Here is a 19418-nt window from a genome sequence, read left to right on the forward strand (position 1 = left end):
CTTCAACCGGCGCTGGCGGACGACCTTACCGGCCAAGATAGTTGTCGTTGAACCGGACAGTTTAATTGTCGGCGCGCAATCGGATACGCAGCGCGACTATATTCGCTTTGTGCGCAGCTTCGCAGCCTTCCTCGGACAGGCGCCGGATACCGCGACGGCCGGGGATATTCGCCGGTTTCAGGTTCACCAGCGTGAGAGCGGGGTGCAGCCGCCAACCATCAACTGCTCCGTTTCGGCGCTGCGCTTCTTCTTCACCGTGACGCTCGATCGGCCGGATCTGTCGCGGCGCCTGGTCCTGGCGCGCTATCCGCGGAAGTTGCCAGCGGTGCTGAGCGTCGAGGAAGTCGGCCAACTACTCGAGTCGGCGCCAGGGATAAAATACAAGGCCATACTCGGCGCCGCCTACGGCGCGGGCCTGCGTGTGTCCGAAGTGGCCACCCTCAAGGTCGACGATATCGACAGCACGCGCATGCTGATCCGGGTCGAACGGGGCAAGGGACGCAAGGACCGCAACGCCATGCTTTCACCCCAGCTACTCACGCTGTTGCGGCTGTGGTGGAAGGAAGGCAAACGACGCGGCGTCATGCTGCCGCATGGCTGGCTGTTCCCTGGACGCAGTCACGGCGATCCGATCTCAACCCGGCAGATCAACCGCGCGATCCACGAGGCGGCCGAAGCGGCTGGCATCAGGAAACGGGTGTCGCCCCATACGCTGCGCCATAGCTTCGCCACCCATCTGCTGGAACAGGATGTCGATATCCGTGTGATCCAAGTCCTGTTGGGGCACAGCAAGCTCGATACGACCGCGCTCTACGCTCGCGTCGCGACCAAGACGATCCACTCAGTGACCAGTCCTCTCGAACATTTGGCGGCGCTGATGCAGGGCGAGGAGCATAGCGACTGAACCGGCTTGGGCGCCTCGCTTGAGGTCGCCGATATCTTCCGAGCGGAAGGGGCCGGCTATCGCGCCGTTCAGGCCGGTCACCTGAGCCTTACCCAGCTCAAGGTCATGTCGGCGATCGAGAACTGCCGGACGGCGGCGCTTGGCGGCCATGTCGAGGGCTGCGACGACTGCGGCTACCTTCGGGTCGCCTATAACAGTTGTCGCAACCGGCATTGCCCCAAGTGCCAAGGCGCCGCCGCGCGAGCCTGGCTCGCCGAGCGCGAGGCCGACCTGTTGCCGGTCGGCTATTTCCACGTCGTCTTCACGCTGCCGGCCGAGATCGTCGACATCGCTTGGCAGAACAAGGCGGTCGTCTACGACCTGCTGTTCCGGGCGGCGTCGGAGACGATGATGACGATCGCGGCCGATCCCAGACATCTTGGCGCCCGGATCGGCATCACCGCCGTGCTCCACACCTGGGGATCGGCGATGACGCATCATCCCCATATCCACATGATCGTGCCAGGCGGCGGCATCTCACTCGATGGGCGGCGATGGATATCGTCGCGTCCGGCCTTCCTCCTGCCGGTGCGGGTGCTGGGCGCGCTCTTCCGCCGCCTTTTTCTCACCCGGCTGATCGAGTTGCACGATGCCGGCAAGCTCGTCTTCTTCGGCGCTCACGCCGATCTAGCCGACCAGCGCCGCTTCCTGCGCCATCTTGCGCCAGTCTGGAAGAAGCGATGGGTGGTCTATGCCAAGGCGCCGTTCGCCGGCCCCGAGGCTGTGCTCGCCTATCTCTCGCGCTACACCCACCGGGTCGCCATTTCTAATCAACGTCTGATCGCCTACGATGAGACCGGCGTCACCTTCCGCTACAAGGACTACCGCCGCGATGGTCCGGAGCGGCAGCGCGTGATGACGCTCGCGCCGCACGAGTTCATCCGCCGTTTCCTGCTCCATGTCCTGCCACATGGCTTCCACCGCATCCGCCATTACGGCTTGCTCGCCAGCTCCGCACGGAAGGCCAATATAGCGTGCGCCCGCGATCTCCTTACCGTGGCGCCGGCGCCACCAGAACCTGTCGAAGCGCCAGAACCGCTCGATTGGCTCCTGCCGTGTCCCTGCTGCGGCGGGCGAATGCGCATCATCGAGACCTTCGAGCGCTGGATGCAGCCGCGCGCGCCGCCCCGCGCTCCCGCGGCGCCCGGGCCCCCGTCGTGACCCGGCACGGCCTACGCTTACCTCCCGCCGCAACGTCCCTTGTTCCGGCGACCGCCATCTGCACGCCCTTCGCCAACTCCGTGACAAAAGACTTGAACCTCGCATGCGGCCAGCTCCCAATCCAGCGACCGTCCGGCGCAAAGTCTCACTCGCCGCGTCCTCGTCCGCGTCGTCACCGCCTCGGCGGCGCGGTCATCGCCCTCAGGCAAAACCTGAAATCCCCATAGACCGTTGCCGCAGGCCCGCGGGTTCGTGCTTGGGCGGTTTTCGTACGCCTGAAGGCAGCCGAAAACCTTCACCATCCCGGCCGTTTATGAGCGCTCACGAATTTCCTGAGATCTGCCGTTCGTTCAGTTTCACTACGGCAGGCCGCTTAGCGCCAACGCTTACTATCATGGGTCGGAGTTGATTGCTCAAGCGTAAGGCGTGGCTACCATTGCGGCGTGACCTGCTCCCTCTTCAGGCCTCCGTATCCGGACGCCAACGGAAATAGGTCATCTCCGTCACTGCGATCGCCTTCACTGCCCCGGCGATCGAGTTGCCCTGCGCCGTAAGGACATCAACCTGACGGAGCTCGGCGACAATCTCCTCGGGCTTGTGGCTCTTTATTCCCATCGCTCCATCATTCCAAATGATCCGCGGTCAGACATACTGGATGAATTGCTTCAATGGGCGCCGACCGGAATTGTCGGCGCTCCCTTTAGAATGCCATGCATCGCGCAAGCGCTGCATGGCTACTACCTTATTGGTCTGAGCCGTAATGGCGTCTCGAGATGAGCTTCAATTTGTAATGTACCAATCGGTACATTGCGTCGGTTAGAAGTCATGGAGCAAAAAGATTGGCCACCGAAACCGATCTTCCCCTCATGCACCCTTTCAATCCCGCTTGTACTGCCTCATGGATGCTTTGACGTGGCAAGGTTCGCGCAGGCTTTCTAAACGAACCTATTCTCATTCGGCCCCTACGTAGTGAGGAATATAATAACCATGCTAAACAAAGGCATACTAACGGGTATAGATAGTAGAGGTTGGAGCACATTTCCAGTGAACGCAAAGGTTCCAATCGGAAATGAGGCCTACCCATCGAGACCTCCTCTGCGGCAGGTGGCAATCGCCTTCCTCGGCGCCTTCATCGCAATTTCTGTTGTCGCGTTCGCGGCGGCAGCTAGCCAGCTCCCTTGGGTATTAGGTTCCTTTGGTGCATCCTGTTTTATCCTTTTCGGGTTTCCAGACTCACCGTTCGCACAACCGCGCTGCGTTATCGGCGGCCACTTTCTCGCGTCGGCGACCGGACTTATCGTTCTATCGCTATTTGGCGCTCATTGGTGGAGCATGGCTTTGGCCGTCGCTGCTTCGATTGCGCTGATGCAGCTCACGCGCACAGCGCACCCTCCAGCGGGTTCAAATGCCGCTATCGTAATGTTGAGCACTCCCAATTGGTCGTTCTTAATAATCCCGACTCTGCTTGGAGCATGCGCGCTAGTCACCGTGGCATTTGTCTACAATAATTTTATTGTGAACCGCGCATATCCTAAACATTGGCTTTAACACTTCAGACATATGATTAAGCGCAAGGAAGCACAAATATGCAAGTTGGAAATAGAGAACTCGCAATCTATCAGAATGCCGATTTCACGAAGATTAGTGAATTGGAAGCGCGCCATGAATGGATAGTGGCACCCATTTTCCGGGCAAGCGCCTTAGTGAGCAAAATGCCATTTTACGATCATATCTCCCGGATGCGGTCGCCAATGGAATTTAAGCCGATTGCAACCCAATTGTATTTCCATTCGGCAACCTTTCCGAAGGTGATGGGTTTGATGCTCGGCCTAACTCCAATTTCTGAAAACTACATGATGCCGTTTTATGCAAAACATGCATTTGGAGAAGCGGATCATCATCAGATGCTTCTGCGATGGATGTTGCGGCACAAAATAATTGCAAGTCCAGACGAAATTGATGCAACTATTATTGGTCTGGAAACTAACGCCTGCATAAATCTCGCCTATCGACTGGCTGCCGAGCAGGATCGCGACAAATGGTTGGCTGCAATCAACAGCGGAATTGAACGCTGCTCGAATGATTTCTTTAAGGCGGTTGCCCCCAAAATGCGTGAGATCGGCGCCGGCGATGCCTATTTCGATATACACGTTGAAGCAGATGAACATCATAGCATCATGGGCCTTGACTTCATTCAGGTTCAAGACCCATCTTCTGTGCGGGCGCGGCATATTCTTGCCAAAGCGCTGGAAGGGATAGCCCTTTGGGCTGATATGATTCATTCCTGGATTGGCGTTGATTATCATCCACGTTTCAATCTTGATGGATCTTTGATTAGCTCGCCACCTCACTGATACAGCGCGGAGGCGTCGGCCTAGCGGACGACAATTATAGACTGTTGCCCGCTGGCCTGAGACATCGCTAAATTATATTTAGCCCTTCGTTCCCTGACTTTGTTTCCAGCTCCAGGCTCATTTGCCGTTCTCGAACGATGTATGCTTCACTAATTGAGGGGCATTTTTACATCGGGTCATCTATGCGTGTTAATTTTGCAAGAAAATGCTCTGCCAAACTCGCTTTGGGGAGTGGTAGGATAGCAAACGCAATGGCCCAATCCCACGCTACGGCCGTTCGCAATTCCAGCACACGAGAGATTTCAATGCAACCTGTCGCCATCGAACGGTCGGTCACGACCTATAACCAAATCACGATCGCGGAATGCGCAGCTCTTTGCGGTTTGGATTCGAATGAAATGATATTGGGCGTCACTCCAACCATCGTGCATGAATCCCTCTATGCTAGCTACATGCTTCATAGTAAGCGGGGGCGGAAGTCTGTTTGCGAAGCGATCATTGCGGATATCCGTGCTTCGCTCGATCTACGCGAGCTAACACAAGCAGCTGACTGTCTGATTGTGCTGCGGCGTTTCCTTTCCGAAGAAGGTATAAATAATTTCGGTGTGCCTTGCTTTGAGGTGGAAGGCCCAGTTATAGGAATCAGTTCGAAAGCGTAGGGGACGGAATTCGGGTGGTCCGCCCCCGGCGGATGATTCAGGCACAACGTTAGTGCATTGGGCTAGCTGACACGATAGTTGGGCTGGGCGAGAGCGCGCCTTCAATAGCTGGCGCGCTCGCCCATGGCTTGAGCGCGCAGCGCCGGGGGACGATTGTCTCGGGCGTCGGAGGTCGATAGTTGAGCGAGCTGCGCGGGCGGAAGGCGTAGTAGTGGCGCCGCCAGGCTTCGATCAGGACTTGTGCTTCGGAGAGCCTGAAGAACAATTCGTTATTGAGCAGTTCGTCCCACAGCTTGCTGTTGAAGCTCTCGCAGTAGCCGTTTTCCACGGGCTCCCAGGCTCGATATAGGCCATCTGGGAGCCGACGGCGGCGATCCATTCACGCAAGGTCTCGTCGATGAATTCCGGGCCATTGTCGGCGTTCACCGTCCAGCTCGCGCAGCGCAGCAAAGCCGTGATCCGCCGATAGCCGTAGCGGCCATAAGGCTTAGCGAATTCGACGATGTCGGCGGTCAGGTCGCCTCGGCGTCGCGGCCGCGCGCGGGCTTGCGCTGAGCGGACCGGGGCCGCCGGAGCACCGCGCAGGCGCGACGCTCCGACACCTTCAGTTCCGACCCCACCTTAACGACGCAGGCCCGGCGTCGGACGGGGCTTAGATGTAATGGGATCGTCCGCTTTGTTCCCCCGCCGCAGAATGAGGCGTCTGGACGAGAAGGACCGGCATGATTCGGAACAAGCCGCGCGACGCCGCCGTTTACCGCGTCGACCTTGGCAAGAATATCTTCTACGTCCTTGGGGTCGACACCGCACGCATGCCTATTCAAAAGGCGAAATTTCGGCGCGAGACCTTGTTGCAATTTTTTGCGCGAACGAAGCAGACGATCGTCGGAATGGAGGCATGTGGGGGCTTGCAATGGTTGGCCCGCAAAATCCGTGCGATGGGCCACACGGTTCGCATCCTGCCGGAGCAATTCGTCAAGCCGTATGTAAAATCGAACAAGAACGACGCGACCGACAAAGCGGTTCGTCGAGATCAAGACCCCAGAGCAGGTGGACATGCGGACGCTGCATCGCATTCGTGATCAATTGGTTGCTGCCCGAACCGGCTTGCTCTGCCAGACGTGCGCGTTTTGTTTCGAATACGGCGTCGCCATCCGTCAAGGCGTCGGCGTCTTCAAACTCGATCTTCCCCACGTTTTGGCCCGAGTCGAAAGCGGCAATGCCCCGCGCCGATCGCTCGAAAGGCGGACTCCTGCCGTTCGATCACGTCCTGATGTTGAAAGTACTGATCCTGCCGGCGCCGCATTCGCTTTCTGATGAGCGCGCCGAGTATTTGAACTAGGACCGGCTGTCGTTTATACGTTTGTCGGGCATGGGCCTGGCCGATGCGGTGCCGAGCGCCAACACGATCTGGGCCTTTCGCGAGGCGCCGATGCAGGCTGCTGCGATCGACGGCCTTGTTCCGCCCCAAGAAGCCCCAGGGCAAGCAGATGCCGGATCGCAGCACATCGCCAAAGCGCAGAAATCGAAAGTCCGCTCCAAGGTCGAGCACGTCTTTGCGCATCGGAAGAGACCTATGAGGCTCGTCGTGCGAACCATTGGCATCGCCAGAGCCCAGGTGAAGATCGGGCTCGCCGATATCTCCAACAACATGCGCCGCGCGGTCTGGCTGCAAAGCAAAATCGCCTCGGCCTTGCCCGAAGGCGGGCGGCCAAGGCCGCTTCGAGTAAACCAACCCGCATCAATCCGATCGGCGCAGGAAGCCGCTGACCTCCTTCGATCGCTTGAAAGCATCGGTTCTTGGAGGTGCCCGGTTTTCTGAGCAGGTGGAACAGGAGGGCGTCCCCAGATGGACTGAACGGGAGATATCTGAGCTCGTCGAGGATAATGAGGTCGAGGCGCAGCAGGCGTTCGACCAACTGGCCTGCCTTGTTCAGGGCTTTTTCCTGCTCGAGTGCGTTGATGAGGTCGACCCAGGCGAAGATGCAGACTTTTTTGTGGTGATGTTCAGCGGCCGCACTTCGATCGGCTGATTTTGGTCACTCCTTAAGGATTAGCTGAGAATGATCCGAGGGTCCCGCCTCTTCCTTTAATTGATCGGCGGTTCTGATAACCAAAGCAAGGGCTTTGGCCAAAGCTATCAGGGACTCCTCTGGGCATCGAGCGGTCTCTTCGCCGCAGTCGCGGAAGCGGGACCGGTCCCGTACCTCGCTAGCCACGACAAGGGTGGCCTTGTCGGCGACGATCGTGTCAAACATTGCTGCGAAACGGCGTTCCTGCTCATTCTCCCTGTCGGACCCTGATGCAGCGACACCCTCAACTACCATGCGCAATGCAGCTGCAATCGCGTAGATATGTGCAACACGTTCAGAGTTCTCTCCCACCGAAGAAGTACTTTCGTCGCGGTCATTGATTGCGCCGACAAGTTTTCGGGCGCTTTTGATAACGGGTGTGTGGCCTTCATTCGGGAAGCCCATCAGGAAGCCGCCCGCGAAGACCGGGGCGAAGACAATAATTTGGAAGATGTAAACTACCCATTTTTCAGCTGGGTCGAGCAGAGTCGTTGCGGCCTCCGCAATGGCCGCGACAAATAAACCGCCGAACACAAGGCCAATCTTGCCCCCCCTGCTCCACTTGGAACAGCGCGTCAAAAGGCTGTGGATCTGCGCTCGTAAAAATTTCTTTTGTTCATCTATCTCCGTCAATTCAGCCGTCCCTGATCCATAATTCACCATCATCAAATTCGAAATAATTGGCTTTGACGACAGGCCGAGTCACCTTAACAGGAAAGACGCGCAAAGTCTGGTAGGGCGCTAAATTTAAACTGCTCGCGCTTCGATTATCGCCGCGATCGCTGTCCGCCTAAAATCGGCGATATGGGGAGCTGGCTTTATTCTGTTTCCGTTGCGCCACCGGATGGCCGAGGAGATGCTGGAAGTGCAGAGCGCTTTCGCAAGCGCAATGCCCTGTGTCGATTGGCCAGCTTGTTCGGCCACTCATTTTCCAGTCGGATCCGTCGTCGGGCTTCTGCAGACGGCGACTGAGCTGCTGCCGGCTTCGTGGACACTGAGATGAGGTGTTTTACGAAGCCGGAGGTGGAGTATGGAGCGGCGCCAGTTCATTCGAGAGTTCAAGGTCGAGGCGGTTCGTCTCGTTCGCGAACGGGTTGTGAGCGTTGCGCAGGAGGCCCGCGATCTGGACATTCACGAGAACATGTTGCGCCGTTGGGCGAAGGCGCCGAGCGCCGATCCCGCGCAGGCCTTCCCGGGCCACGGTCAGGCGAAGCCCGAACAGATCGAGATCGAGCGCCTGCGATGTGAAGTCGCCAAACTGCGGGCGGAGCGCGACATCCTAAAAAAGGCCGCAGCCTTCTTTGCGAGGGAGGCGAGACAAGGTTCGTTTTCATCGCGAAGCACCGGAATGTCTGGCCGGTGGCGTGGCTCTGCGAATCGCTGGACGTATCCCGCTCGGGCTTTCACGCCTGGCTGCGACGCGGGCCGAGCGCGCGGACGAAAGCCGACGAAGAGCTGACGCCGAAGATCCGCGCGAGCTTTGTCGGCAGCGCCCGGACCTACGGCGCTCGCCGCGTCTGGCGCGACGCGCTGGCGGAAGGCGTTTCTTGCGGCCTGCTATACGATCGAGCGGCTGATGCGGGCGAACGCCTTGCGGGCGCGGCCGCGCCGCCGGGGCTTGCCGAAGGACGAGGGCGAACGTTCGTATTCGGTCGCGGGGCCGAACGCGCTCGACCGGCAGTTCACGGCCGATCAGCCGAACCGCAAATAGATTGCCGACTTCACATATGTCTGGACGGCCGAGGGCTCGCTCTACGTGGCGGCCGTCATCGATCTCTTCTCGCGAAAGGTCGTCAGCTGGTCGATGAAGGCCGAGATGACCGCCCAACTCGTCACCGACGCCCGTATGATGGCGATCTGGCGTCGCGGCAAGCCGGACGCCCTGCTATATCACTCGGATCGCGGCAGCCAATATACGAGCGAACAGTTCCAGCGCCTGATGGCCGACGACGCCGCGATGGAAAGCGTCTTTTCGTTGCTCAAAACCGAGCGGTTCGGCAGGAAGGTCTCCCGCACGCGCGATGCCGCCAGGGCCGACGACTTCGACTACATTGAGCGCTTCTACAGCACGGTCCGCAGACATTCGACGATCGGCTGCCTCAGCCCGGTTGAGTTCGAAAGGAAGGTGGGATTAGCTTAACTGCCTGTCCACGAAACCGGCAGCAGCTCGGTCGCTCTCTCCAAACGGCGAGTTTTCGCCCGGTATGCCCCACCTCCACTGTTTGCACCATAGTCGCTCAAAGTACCGCAGATCCAATTCAATGTATCCTGATAGTCACTGGTCGACACCCTGTATATGCATCATACGGAAAGCTTCAAAGAAGCCTTCTTTTTAGCCGATGCATCGAAGTGTGACGCCTCGAGTAGGCGGGCTGATAATCTACGGAGAGGAGCATCCTTCCCCGTAACCCTCATCATGATAAGCGCACCTTGTAAGTCTGACACAAAGCCGTCGGCAAGCGCTTCAAGCTCGTCCTTTTTATATAGTTTATGGAAAATTGCCTGATATGCCTTCGACCAACAGTTAAAATAATGTCGAATAGGATCTGAAAAGTCTGGGATCGACTCCATTGTCTCAATCGCAAAATTAGCGAACACACAACCACTATCCTTAATTGAAAAGTATTGCTCAAGTGCCTTGTTAAGTTTTAGAAGACGACTTTGCGACGACAAGGATTCGTCATATGCATAAATAAATATGTGGCTGTCGAAAAACTCTTGAGTCCTTTTCATAACAGCAATCGCAAGATCCTCCTTACTCGCAAAGTGATAGTATAAACTAGGCTTCTGGATACGGCAAGCTTCTGCGACGTCACTCATTGACGTCGCATGATATCCTTTTGCTCTAAAGAGTGAAGCCGCAACCGACACAATATCATCGGTTCGCCTAACATCTATTACCATATTCTAGGACTCTTGCTGGCATCAATGTTCAAAATGCGCTCCGATAAAAAAGTATGCCGCCGAAAGCTAAGCGTTTTAAGCTTCGAGAAACGTGCCAAAAGCACCTATTTGACCTACCTACCGAGTCGCAGCATTCGATGCAATCTGCCACCTCCGGTTGATTAAGGATACCCCCCAGATTGGGGATATTCTGGACAACCGGTGGATTGCACCTGACTTTTGAATTCCTGAAGGCGTTCCCTGGATGGATGCGGCGTGCGAGTCTGAGACTTGCGCTCAGGAAAATCGCTTACCGCTTCGCCACGACATCCCGTTTGGCGCGGAGCCGGAAATCGACCGTCTTTCCCGCGCTGTCGACCGCGCGATAGAGGTAGGTCCAGAGGCCCTCGATCTTCGCGCAGGTTTCGTCGACGCGCCAAGAGGAGCCGGCTCGGGCGCTCGAAGCGGTCGCAGCGCCGTTCAAACTCCGGAACATGGCGCTGGACCCAGCGCATGATCGTCGTATGGGCGAGCACAACGCCCCGCTCGCCATCATCTCCACGAAATTGCGAAAGCTGAGCTTGAACCGGAGATGCCGGTGGACACAGAGGACAATGATCTCCCGGTCGACATGACAACCCTTGAAAAGGTCAGCTATGCTCTGCATCCGGGTTCGCTATCTCCAAACGACGAGTTTGCATCCAATACGCCACGCCTTAGCCGTTGGCGCCAAAGCCTGCTCGAGGATATTCGCTCCTCCCGCGTTCATCTCGTCTCGATCGAAGCAATCGGCCCCAGACGACTACAGGCTCTTTAACATCACAACGGCAACGCCATTTGATTAGCGTTTAGCACTTGGAATAGGCGCGCAGATAATCTACGGAGCGGCAAAGTTGTTCCCGTGACGCGCGTCATAATGAGCGCACCCTGCAAATCCGACACGAAGTCATCCGCCAGAGACTGGGCTACGCTGGGCTCGTAGGCGGAGGCGAAAATTGCTCTATATGCATTTGAGAAAGAACGAAAATAGCCGTTAATTGAAGCCGCGAATGCAGGGACATAATCTATGGTTTCAATAACAAAATTTACAAACACACACCCGCTATTTTCAATAGAGAAGTACCTCTCAACAGCCTCATTCAATTTCGCGAGACGTACCTCTGATTCAATCGCTTCGTTGCAGGCATGCTCAAATATATTTCTATCAAAATAGGTCTGCACCTTATTCATTACCGCAATTGCAAGCTCTTCTTTGTCGAGAAAATGCCTATATAAATAGGGCACACTTATCTTACACATCTTTGCAACGTCATTCATTGACGTCTCGTGATAGCCTCTTGCCCGGAATAAGACCGCCGCGACCGATAAAATTTCATCTAATGTAATTGGTTCGTTTTCCATTGTCGGCGATCTATCGTTTGTGCTTTTGCTATGGGTGAAGACTTGGTAACTCTAAGTCTCGGTCGCCTCATTAGATCTGCGCGAAACACCATAGAGACTGGGAGAGTTCGAAAGAGAGAGGAAACCACGTACGCTAAATTACGTGATTGCGATCGTGCGGGAGATCCTGAAGTCGGCTGTCTCGTCAAAATCAAATCTGCCAATTGCAGCGTCGAGTGCAGCTAAAAATTGAAGTACGCGGCATATGCGCGCTTGAGTCATATTTCGGATCCTTCATCGCCCGAATTTCGAACATGTTTTTATCATAATTATAAAACCACATTTGAAAATACATTGCTATCGCCATCTGTAAACGGGTCAATTTTGGCTCTGATGCAAGCGGTTGAGGCGGGGCACGCGCCGTTTGGAGAGAGCGACCCCGGATTTGGAGCATGGCTGGACGCCTCCAAAAACCGCTGGCCAAATCGTCGTTGACTTGCTTCACTCGGTCAAGTCGCGATCAAAGTAGGGCTATGGCGAAGGGGACGCCCGGATTTTTTGACGTAGTTAAACGATGGGCGGAATTGTCGGCCAAAGGCGACGATCTGGAGCGTGTGAAGGCGCTGGTCGAATTCGAGATGTTCCAGGCGCCGCTCGAAACGGCTGTTCCACGTGGCGACCATTCGAAGGGCGGCCGGCATCCTTTCGAAGGCTATGGTGCAAACTTTTGGAATCGACGCGACGAAACGTCGAAGGCGTGAGTCGGTACACGAAGCGAGAACAGCGCTCCAGATCTCGAGCGCAGTCTTGCCTTTGACGCCAAACTTGCCGAGTTTGAACTGACTTTTCCTGACTCTGTGCATCAATTCGATGCCGGCTATGGAGCGCCTCTACAAAATTTGACTTATTATGTGATGATTGGCGTTCGAGTTCGCTGCGGGGCTGATCGCTCAATCCTTGGCCTCTCGTCGAGGCTGCCTGAAATCGCCCCCCGGTTTCTCAGGCGGGTGTGGCGACTTTGTCCGCTCAGCTCACGCGGCCCAAACGCGCGGCGCGCTGGTTCACCCGGTCGCGGCCGACGTTCTTTTGAGGCAGACGAGCGGCGCATGTTGTAGACGAGGTTGGTCCTGCTCATCTGTAGAGCGCTGCATTCACGTGACGCGTCTCAAGCAAAACCGCATCACGTCCGGAGGCCACAAGCCGGGCCATACAGCCACTGCGACAATGGTCCGGCCTCAAGCCCGATGCGGCTGACAGGCAATTCCAGCTCGCCGAAATAGCGAACAAGCACCTCAGGCTCGCAGGGGACCTTCATCTCGTGGACGATCTTGTCAGTCCCGTCCCCAACGCACACGCTGCACTTTTTTCAAAGACATATCGATTCCCGTATAATATTTCATAGCTGTTCTTCACATGATGCTTCGAGCCGATCGCTAGGACTCCGTTTCAATAACATCATTTTGAGAGACAGCCGCCCAACTTGGCAATGCTCGAGAAGGCCGGCCCCCTCCGGCATTTAGATCGTGCAGACGGCTTTAATCAAGCATAGTCCAGCGCCGAAACCGACGACCGATCTGAAGTCAAGTTCTATACTTTCGCGTCGTAGAGCAATTCTATTGACGTGCTTCAATCGGCTGAAGCCGTGTTCGATTCGGGCATCGGCCTTGTAGAGGCCTTTCGCGAAGAAGGCAGGCCTATTCTTTTGGTTAGGCATGCGCGACACATCACGGAAGCGATGCAAAGCTTTCGCGCAGCTTCGTGGTCCACCTTGCTGGCGTAGCCTTAGTCGCGAACGACAGCCCGAGGTCTTATGGTCTGGTCCAATGTCGAGCACGGTTTCGAAGTGGCGCGCAGCCTCGCCGTCTACGCTTTGCAGCCACGGCGACGAAGACAGACGTTAAATACCGCAAGTATACGCGCTCCGTCATCTTCATCCAACCTCGTCGACAATGATTTCTGCACCCCGAATTGGGTCGGATGTCTGTGACACTCTCCCGATTCAGTCTACGACACTCAAATGACGCTTCAATTTTAAACTTACCCACAGGACCTAACGCATTAGCCCACATGCCTAAATCACGACAGCTCGGCGTATAAGGCGCGACAAATACGCTGTAGCCAGATCATAGTAACTAAATATTATCTCTTGATTGCCGTCGAGAGCTGCTGTGAAAGCAGACGATCTCAGCCTGTAGCTTTGCACTATTTAGACAATTACATAGAAGCTCAAGGCCGCTTGATTTCGCTAAGCGGGCTAAATCAGCGGACATATCTGCAATATATGATGCCGTCTCTTCTGCGGAGATATAATTGATATGTGAATCAACGCAAGCATCATTTCTACGTTTCTGACCGCTTAATTCTGCCGACATTGCGTAACCCTCAGGTACGAGATTGCTATTAGTGGATAATATAGAATCATTGCCATCGCTATTAACTATTGTTATAGTTATATTCAGATGCCGCGTTCCTATATCATGTATTGTTACGGTACCTACCGATCGGTAGTCCGTCAAGCGGAATCTTGGCAAAAATTGAGCGAGGAGGCGAAAGCGAGCTTCATCGCGGTGAAAGAAATTGTTCTGTTGATTTCCGCTTCGAACTGACCCGGGATTTTCATTGAGAAGTGACCCGGGTGGAAGTTGTGTCCCGCGTTGTGGGCGAGGGTCAAGCGGCGGATTTTCCCTTTCGTGTTTTGGGAGCTGCGGCGCTTGCTGTGAACTGGTAGCTGTCATTGCCTTTCTCAAGGATATGGCAATGGTGGGTAAGCCGGTCCAGCAGTGCGGTGGTCATCTTGGCGTCGCCGAACACCCCAGCCCACTCGCTGAAGCTGAGATTGGTGGTGATGACGACGCTGGCGCGCTCGTAAAGTTTGCTGAGCAGGTGGAACAAGAGTGCGCCCCCTGACGGGCTGAACCGCTGATAGCCGAGCTCGTCGAGGATAATGAGGTCGAGCCGAAGCAGGCGTTCGGCCAACTGGCCCGCCTTGTTCATGGCTTTTTCCTGCTCAAGCGCATTGACGAGGTCGACCGTGGCGAAGAAGCGGACCTTTTTGCGGTGATGTTCGGCGGCCTGAACGCCAAGGGCGGTGGCGATGTGAGATTTGCCGGTTCCGGGCCCGCCGATCAGCACGACATTGTCGGCGCCGCCCATAAACTCGCCGCGGCGCCGTTGCCGGACCTGAGCTTCATTCACTTTGCTGGCAGCGAAGTCGAAGCCGGCGAGGTCCTTGTAGGCTAGGAACCGGGCCGATTTGATCTGATAGGCGATGGACCTGACCTCGCGCTCGGCCATTTCCGCCTTGAGCAATTGAGCGAGTATCGGCACGGCGGCCTCGAAGGCCGGGGCCCCTTGCTCGATCAGGTCGCCCACGGCCTGCGCCATGCCATACATCTTGAGGCCGCGCAAACATGACCACGACGGCGGCGCGGGCGGGATCATGACGCATGGGGCAGCCCCCTGTCGCGAAGGGCGTCATAACGCTCGACATTGGCACGCGGCTCCCGGTTCAGGCCCAGAGCCTGAGGCGCGTCGATCGGGGATGCCGCAGGCGCCTTGCCGTCGGGTCAGGCGGTGCAGCACATTGAGGACATGGGTCTTGGCAGCGACGCCAGCCTCGATCGCCAGTTCGACCGCGCAGAGTACGGCCTGCTCGTCATGGCAAAGGACCAGGGCCAGGATCTCGGCCATTTCCCTGTCCCCGCCAGGACGCTTGAGGAGCTGGCTCTGCAACTGCCTGAAGGCTTCCGGCAGTTCGGCGAACGGCGCGCCATTCCGCAGGGCGCCGGGCTTGCGCTGGATCACCGCCAGATAATGACGCCAGTCAACCGTCCGCCCCGGCTTCTGATGGGAGCGATCGATGATCCGCGGGTGTTCGCACAGGATTTGCCCTCCCGCGGCGGCCACGATCCGTTCCGGATAGATGCGCAAACTGACGGGCCGATTGGCGAAAGAGGCCGGCACGCTATAGCGATTGCGTTCGAAGGTCACGAGGCATGTCGGCGATACGCGCTTGGTATGCTCCACGAAGCCATCGAAGGGGCGCCCCAGCGGCATCATGCGCCCGACTTCCTCGGCATGAACATCGGCGATCGCGCCGGGCAGGACGCCATGCTGGATTTGCCGCCATTACTCGATGCAGCGCTCCTCGAGCCAGGCGTTCAGCGCCTCCAGATCGGGGAAGCTGGGCATCGGCTGCCATAGCCGGCGCCTTGCATCCTGCACGTTCTTCTCGACTTGCCCTTTCTCCCAGCCAGAGGCCGGATTGCAAAAATCCGTCTCGAACAGGTAATGGCTGGCCATGGCGGCGAACCCGGCATTGAACTGCCGGGCTTTGCCCGACCCGATGCGATCGACCGCGGTCTTCATATTATCAAAGATCCCGCGCTGAGGAACGCCGCCCAGAACCCGGAATGCCTCGGCCAGCACGTCGAACAGCATCTCGTGGGTCTGAAGCAAATAGGCCCGTACGATAAACACCCGGCTGTGAGACAGTTTGGTATGGGCGACCTGCAGCTTGGTTCGCTCGCCGGCGACAATGGCCCAGTCCTCGCTCCAATCGAACTGAAACGCTTCCCCAGGCTGGAAGACCAGCAGCACGAATGTTCCGCGACCGCTGGTCTGCTCCTCGCGCTGTCGGTCGGTCTTCCAGTGACGAACAAAGGCGGCGACGCGGCCATAGGAGCCGTCATAGCCGAGCGCGACAAGGTCGGCGTGCAGGCGCTTCACCGTCCGCTTCTGCTTGCGCGATTTGACTGCTTCCTGCCGCAGCCAACCCGCCAGCTTCTCGGCGAATGGGTCCAATTTGCTTGGCCGATCGGGAACCTTGGACTTTGGCTCCACCGCGTCCCCCCGCAGGTATTTGCGGATCGTGTTCCGGGACAATCCCGTCCGCCGCTCGATCTCTCGGATCGGGACGTCCTGCCGGAAATGCCAGCGCCGGATTACGCTCAATAACGCCATGTCGATCACTCCTGGATCCCCCGACCAATCAGCCAGGGGGAGGTCAAAACATGGGTTAGTTCTCAATGAAAAATTCTGGCCTTCCAGGGTCACATCTCAGTGGAAATCAACACAATAGCCTCGCAATTTCCTCGACGCCTACCGAAGCGTCGAGGAAAAGTAACCGAACAAGATTAAGGGCCTACAACGCTACCAGTTGATGCTTTGGTCGTCGTCTTCCAGATCTTTATATCGGTCACAAATTGCGAGGCCAACACCGAATTTAGAGCCGCCGTCACGCCGCTCTTCGTTACAGAGGAATTCCAAATCACTGTATCGAGATCGCCCGTGCTCAGAGTGTAGCTTGGCGAGCAACTCGCGCAGACATTGCTTTGCATGACAGTGCCGACGATCGCATTCACCCCTTGGTCGACAAAATCGGCGTTGGGATTTTGATAAGCGACATAGTTGAAATATCCATCCGCGGGCGCGTCGTCGATCGGGGTTCCGGAAAAGCCGGCGATGGAATTGCCGCGCATCTCGACGCCGTCTACGCTGGCGCCCCAAAGCGCGGTCGGCGAAATGAGCGCGAAATTGAGGAAAATATAAGAGTCGAATAGGCCGGAAGAATTTGTCAGCTTATTGCGGTTGACTTCTATGTTGCGCATTCTGCCGAAATGAAATTGGCCGCCATTGGGCCCATTCATTACATATTGATCTGGGCGCAGCAGGACTCCGCCATTGTCGGTCATCGAGTTTTCGATGATGGACGTATTAAGAAAGGTGCCTGTATACAGGACGATCCCACGTCGATTGCCGCTCATGTTATTGTAGGTGATAAGAGCATTTTGCAACGAGGGCACGTCGATTGCGAAATGATCTCCCGACGACGGAATAACGTCCCATGACCGATCGATCGTGAAGGTATTGTTGTTGCGGGACACGATATTTCGGATCTGTCCCGCGCCCGCGCCGCTGACGACGCTCACGACCGAATTCGGATTATAATTCCAGGCGCCGCTCGAGCCACGCGAGTCGTCCGTGATGGTCAGCGAGGTCGCCGAGGTCGCCGTCCCAGCGTCCGATCTCGGCGAGGCGCCGCCGCCCTCGCTAAGGAAAGTCTCCCCGTCGTCCCAATTGAATTTCATCACGGCGCCGGCGGTGTCGAAAATATTGTTCTCAATCACAACTCTGTTGCCGAAATTGATGCTCATCTGCCGGCCGGGCGTCCGCTCGATGACGTCGCCGACGGCGATCGGCGTTCCGGGCCAGGGCCAGGTGACATAGGGCCAGCTCGTCTGCGCCGCCGTCGCGACCATCTGGTCGGCGTTGCGGGTGAAATGGTTGCCGTCGATCACGGCATTGGTCATATCGTTCATCAAATTCTGGCCGCTGAACCAGGACACAGTATTGTGCAGAAAGGAGAGATTGCTCACTTGCCCGAAATTGATCGGACCCAAACCGCTTGCGCCGTTGGAATAGCGGGCCTGATTGTTAGGCGATTGGGTGATCGTGCAGTCGCGGATCATGACCCTGTCGCCTTGCATAAAAATGGGCTGGCCGCTGCCTTCATCCCAATTGACGCGCAAAAGGGCGATCTTGCTCACCGAGCCATGGTTGACGGTGGTGCTGACGACGACCTGGCTCGTCTTGTCGACATTTTGAAGCGAAAGATCGGCGATCCCGGAGAGGCTGGTTCCGGGCGGCCAGTAGATGGCGAAGAATTGATAGGAGGAGCCTTGCGGCGTCGTCGGACCATAGACGATCTTGGTGTCGGCGGCGCTGTGGCCCCTCAACATCACGCCGGATTTCAAGGTGAGCCCAACCCCAATCGGAGAGGCGAGGCGATAGGTCCCGGCCGGAAGATAGACGAGGCCGCCGCCATGCGAGGCGGCGGTGTTGATCGCGAGCTGGATCGCCCAAGTCGCGTCGGTGACGCCGTCGCCCTTGGCGTGGACGCTTAGGGACGGATCGCCGGTCACGTCATAAACGTGGTGGTCGTTCTCATTGGTTCCGGCGACGCCGGCCTTGTAGCCTGGTCCATTCTGGGTGATGAATTCGCTCCCCCAGGCTTGCCCCACGCCATAGGCGTCGGTTCCGGCGGCGTGGCCGAGAAGCGTGCTGTCGGCGGTCGCCGAGCCAAAGGTGTTGGTCACCACGACCTGATAGGTCTTTCCGGCAGCTATGCCGTTCGGCGCCTTGAAGTAGAGCTGATAGGCGTCGTTGGGTCCGGTGAAGTCCGGCGTGACGGGCGCGAGCCAGGAATTGGTCGCGACGTCGATGAAGTAGATTCGCGGCGTTGCGCCGTTCAAATAGAGGTTTCGGCCCCAGATTCGGAAGACTTGGCCGGGAGCGATGTCCGGCCCGCTGAACTGCATGGCGCGCGGCATATTGATGTAGGCGTGAGCGCTCGAGGTCGCGCCGTCTGAGATCCAAAACTCGTAAGTGTCGATGGATTGGGTCGCGGGCACTTGAAACACTGCGACGGTGCTCTGCCCGCGCAAGATCGCAAGCTGTGCGGTTTTGGATTCGTGGACCGACTTGAAAAAGACCTGCGGCGCCGCGCCGAAGCCGGTTCCAGTGACGCTGATGACGTCGCCAGGACTGGCCGAGAAGGGCTGGTTGAAAATGATCGGCGTCGCCGAGGCCGCGTGGGACGAAACGAGAAGCAACAGTGGCGCAACGCAGACGCCACTGATCCATCGCGCAATCCTCTGCGTTGGCCACTTCACTAACTTACTCGGCCTGTTGTTTTGTGTTTGCATCAACGCCTCCATTCACTCTTGACCTTCTTACAAGTCAACGCGTCGGCTTACTTTTGTAGACGCGATCTCGACGATGAGGTGACGCTAAGGGAAGCACCGATCCTTGTAAGTTATGTTGACGCGGCAACTCGAATTTATTGGTTTTATTTCACAGTGCTTTTGTCTTAGGCGAACGGCCGGCCAGCTGTAGACACATCTAGCAACCGAACGGTGGATAAAATTGATGTAGAGATACTCAATTTGTCGCCAAAAAGGGCGTG

General features: G+C 57.0%; 16 protein-coding genes and 6 pseudogenes. 9 read left to right on the top strand and 13 right to left on the bottom strand.

The features are described from left to right. The first annotated feature begins 37 nt into the window (after nt 1-37). A complete protein-coding gene (locus METAC_RS21505) occupies nt 38-904 on the top strand; it encodes a tyrosine-type recombinase/integrase (RefSeq protein WP_051335257.1) in 867 nt (288 codons plus the stop codon). Nucleotides 905-910: 6 nt separating this feature from the next. Beyond that, a complete protein-coding gene (locus METAC_RS0100145; protein WP_026605504.1) occupies nt 911-2104 on the top strand; it encodes an IS91 family transposase in 1194 nt (397 codons plus the stop codon). Nucleotides 2105-2549: 445 nt separating this feature from the next. Here the strand turns inward: METAC_RS0100145 and METAC_RS26100 are convergent. Continuing rightward, nucleotides 2550-2719, bottom strand: a pseudogene (locus tag METAC_RS26100) (IS3 family transposase); the annotation flags it as partial. Between the two features lie 372 nt (nt 2720-3091). Between METAC_RS26100 and METAC_RS25465 the strand changes: the two are divergent. From METAC_RS25465 to METAC_RS21515, 3 genes are all read left to right on the top strand, one after another. Continuing rightward, nucleotides 3092-3652 carry an HPP family protein gene (locus METAC_RS25465; RefSeq protein ID WP_084143330.1) on the top strand — a complete coding sequence of 187 codons (561 nt, stop codon included), beginning with the start codon at nt 3092-3094 and terminating at the stop codon, nt 3650-3652. Between the two features lie 38 nt (nt 3653-3690). Then, on the top strand, nt 3691-4458 hold the full coding sequence (locus tag METAC_RS25470; protein WP_084143332.1) for an iron-containing redox enzyme family protein: 768 nt from the start codon (nt 3691-3693) through the stop codon (nt 4456-4458). A 305-nt stretch (nt 4459-4763) separates the two neighbouring features. Further along, the gene (locus METAC_RS21515) at nt 4764-5117 is read left to right on the top strand and encodes a hypothetical protein (RefSeq protein ID WP_036255101.1); all 354 of its coding nucleotides are present in this window, start codon (nt 4764-4766) and stop codon (nt 5115-5117) included. A gap of 49 nt (nt 5118-5166) precedes the next feature. On the opposite strand, the pseudogene METAC_RS25475 reads toward METAC_RS21515, so the two are convergent. Further along, a pseudogene (locus METAC_RS25475) lies at nt 5167-5773 on the bottom strand (integrase core domain-containing protein); the annotation flags it as partial. Between the two features lie 66 nt (nt 5774-5839). Between METAC_RS25475 and METAC_RS26660 the strand changes: the two are divergent. Next, nucleotides 5840-6199 carry an IS110 family transposase gene (locus METAC_RS26660; protein ID WP_026605506.1) on the top strand — a complete coding sequence of 120 codons (360 nt, stop codon included), beginning with the start codon at nt 5840-5842 and terminating at the stop codon, nt 6197-6199. On the opposite strand, the gene METAC_RS26105 is transcribed toward METAC_RS26660, so the two are convergent. The 4 genes and pseudogenes from METAC_RS26105 to METAC_RS0100190 all read right to left on the bottom strand — a co-directional run bounded on the left by METAC_RS26105 (nt 6093) and on the right by METAC_RS0100190 (nt 7822). After that, nucleotides 6093-6311, bottom strand: a complete 219-nt coding sequence (locus tag METAC_RS26105; protein WP_156898033.1) for a hypothetical protein — start codon at nt 6309-6311, stop codon at nt 6093-6095. The genes METAC_RS26660 and METAC_RS26105 overlap by 107 nt on opposite strands. Then, nucleotides 6292-6792: a hypothetical protein gene (locus tag METAC_RS26110; RefSeq protein WP_156898034.1), complete on the bottom strand. Its 501-nt coding sequence runs from the start codon at nt 6790-6792 to the stop codon at nt 6292-6294. Before METAC_RS26110 ends, METAC_RS26105 begins: the two co-directional genes overlap by 20 nt. A 139-nt stretch (nt 6793-6931) precedes the next feature. Beyond that, nucleotides 6932-7099: pseudogene (locus tag METAC_RS26115) on the bottom strand (ATP-binding protein); the annotation flags it as partial. Between the two features lie 57 nt (nt 7100-7156). Continuing rightward, nucleotides 7157-7822, bottom strand: a complete 666-nt coding sequence (locus METAC_RS0100190; RefSeq protein WP_036255104.1) for a hypothetical protein — start codon at nt 7820-7822, stop codon at nt 7157-7159. 397 nt (nt 7823-8219) lie between these two features. Between METAC_RS0100190 and METAC_RS21545 the strand changes: the two are divergent. Continuing rightward, nucleotides 8220-9329: pseudogene (locus METAC_RS21545) on the top strand (IS3 family transposase). A 161-nt stretch (nt 9330-9490) separates the two neighbouring features. Here METAC_RS21545 and METAC_RS0100210 read toward each other — a convergent pair. Both METAC_RS0100210 and METAC_RS26665 read right to left on the bottom strand, forming a co-directional pair. Continuing rightward, on the bottom strand, nt 9491-10093 hold the full coding sequence (locus METAC_RS0100210; protein ID WP_084143334.1) for a TetR/AcrR family transcriptional regulator: 603 nt from the start codon (nt 10091-10093) through the stop codon (nt 9491-9493). Between the two features lie 289 nt (nt 10094-10382). Next, nucleotides 10383-10568 (bottom strand): DDE-type integrase/transposase/recombinase, encoded by a 186-nt coding sequence (locus METAC_RS26665; protein ID WP_026605511.1) that lies wholly within the window; start codon nt 10566-10568, stop codon nt 10383-10385. A 96-nt stretch (nt 10569-10664) separates the two neighbouring features. Between METAC_RS26665 and METAC_RS26670 the strand changes: the two genes are divergently transcribed. Further along, a complete protein-coding gene (locus METAC_RS26670) occupies nt 10665-10889 on the top strand; it encodes a hypothetical protein (protein ID WP_026605512.1) in 225 nt (74 codons plus the stop codon). Between the two features lie 2 nt (nt 10890-10891). On the opposite strand, the gene METAC_RS24935 is transcribed toward METAC_RS26670, so the two are convergent. After that, a complete protein-coding gene (locus tag METAC_RS24935; protein WP_026605513.1) occupies nt 10892-11473 on the bottom strand; it encodes a TetR/AcrR family transcriptional regulator in 582 nt (193 codons plus the stop codon). 563 nt (nt 11474-12036) lie between these two features. On the opposite strand from METAC_RS24935, the gene METAC_RS21560 reads away from it, so the two are divergent. After that, complete coding sequence (locus METAC_RS21560) at nt 12037-12213, top strand: hypothetical protein (RefSeq protein ID WP_198017135.1); 177 nt, start codon at nt 12037-12039, stop codon at nt 12211-12213. 379 nt (nt 12214-12592) lie between these two features. Here the strand turns inward: METAC_RS21560 and METAC_RS27530 are convergent. The 4 genes and pseudogenes from METAC_RS27530 to METAC_RS0100265 form a co-directional block, all read right to left on the bottom strand. Further along, nucleotides 12593-12852: pseudogene (locus tag METAC_RS27530) on the bottom strand (IS110 family transposase); the annotation flags it as partial. A 1267-nt stretch (nt 12853-14119) separates the two neighbouring features. After that, the gene (gene istB, locus METAC_RS21565; protein WP_156898035.1) at nt 14120-14893 is read right to left on the bottom strand and encodes an IS21-like element helper ATPase IstB; all 774 of its coding nucleotides are present in this window, start codon (nt 14891-14893) and stop codon (nt 14120-14122) included. Continuing rightward, a pseudogene (gene istA, locus METAC_RS21570) lies at nt 14890-16414 on the bottom strand (IS21 family transposase). The gene istB and the pseudogene istA overlap by 4 nt, the downstream one beginning before the upstream one ends. Nucleotides 16415-16587: 173 nt before the next feature. Further along, complete coding sequence (locus METAC_RS0100265; RefSeq protein ID WP_026605514.1) at nt 16588-19065, bottom strand: glycosyl hydrolase family 28-related protein; 2478 nt, start codon at nt 19063-19065, stop codon at nt 16588-16590. Nucleotides 19066-19418 lie beyond the last annotated feature (353 nt).

The organism is Methylocapsa acidiphila B2 (genome assembly GCF_000427445.1).
GTDB classification, from domain to species: domain Bacteria; phylum Pseudomonadota; class Alphaproteobacteria; order Rhizobiales; family Beijerinckiaceae; genus Methylocapsa; species Methylocapsa acidiphila.

What these genes read in the sequence shown, in the direction of transcription:
- METAC_RS25465 (WP_084143330.1), top strand. Translation starts at nt 3,092, where the DNA reads ATGCTAAACAAAGGCATACTAACGGGTATAGATAGTAGAGGTTGGAGC.
- METAC_RS25470 (WP_084143332.1), top strand. Translation starts at nt 3,691, where the DNA reads ATGCAAGTTGGAAATAGAGAACTCGCAATCTATCAGAATGCCGATTTC.
- METAC_RS21515 (WP_036255101.1), top strand. Translation starts at nt 4,764, where the DNA reads ATGCAACCTGTCGCCATCGAACGGTCGGTCACGACCTATAACCAAATC.
- METAC_RS26660 (WP_026605506.1), top strand. Translation starts at nt 5,840, where the DNA reads ATGATTCGGAACAAGCCGCGCGACGCCGCCGTTTACCGCGTCGACCTT.
- METAC_RS0100210 (WP_084143334.1), bottom strand. Translation starts at nt 10,093, where the DNA reads ATGGTAATAGATGTTAGGCGAACCGATGATATTGTGTCGGTTGCGGCT.
- METAC_RS26665 (WP_026605511.1), bottom strand. Translation starts at nt 10,568, where the DNA reads ATGTTCCGGAGTTTGAACGGCGCTGCGACCGCTTCGAGCGCCCGAGCC.
- METAC_RS26670 (WP_026605512.1), top strand. Translation starts at nt 10,665, where the DNA reads ATGCCGGTGGACACAGAGGACAATGATCTCCCGGTCGACATGACAACC.
- METAC_RS24935 (WP_026605513.1), bottom strand. Translation starts at nt 11,473, where the DNA reads ATGGAAAACGAACCAATTACATTAGATGAAATTTTATCGGTCGCGGCG.
- istB (WP_156898035.1), bottom strand. Translation starts at nt 14,893, where the DNA reads ATGATCCCGCCCGCGCCGCCGTCGTGGTCATGTTTGCGCGGCCTCAAG.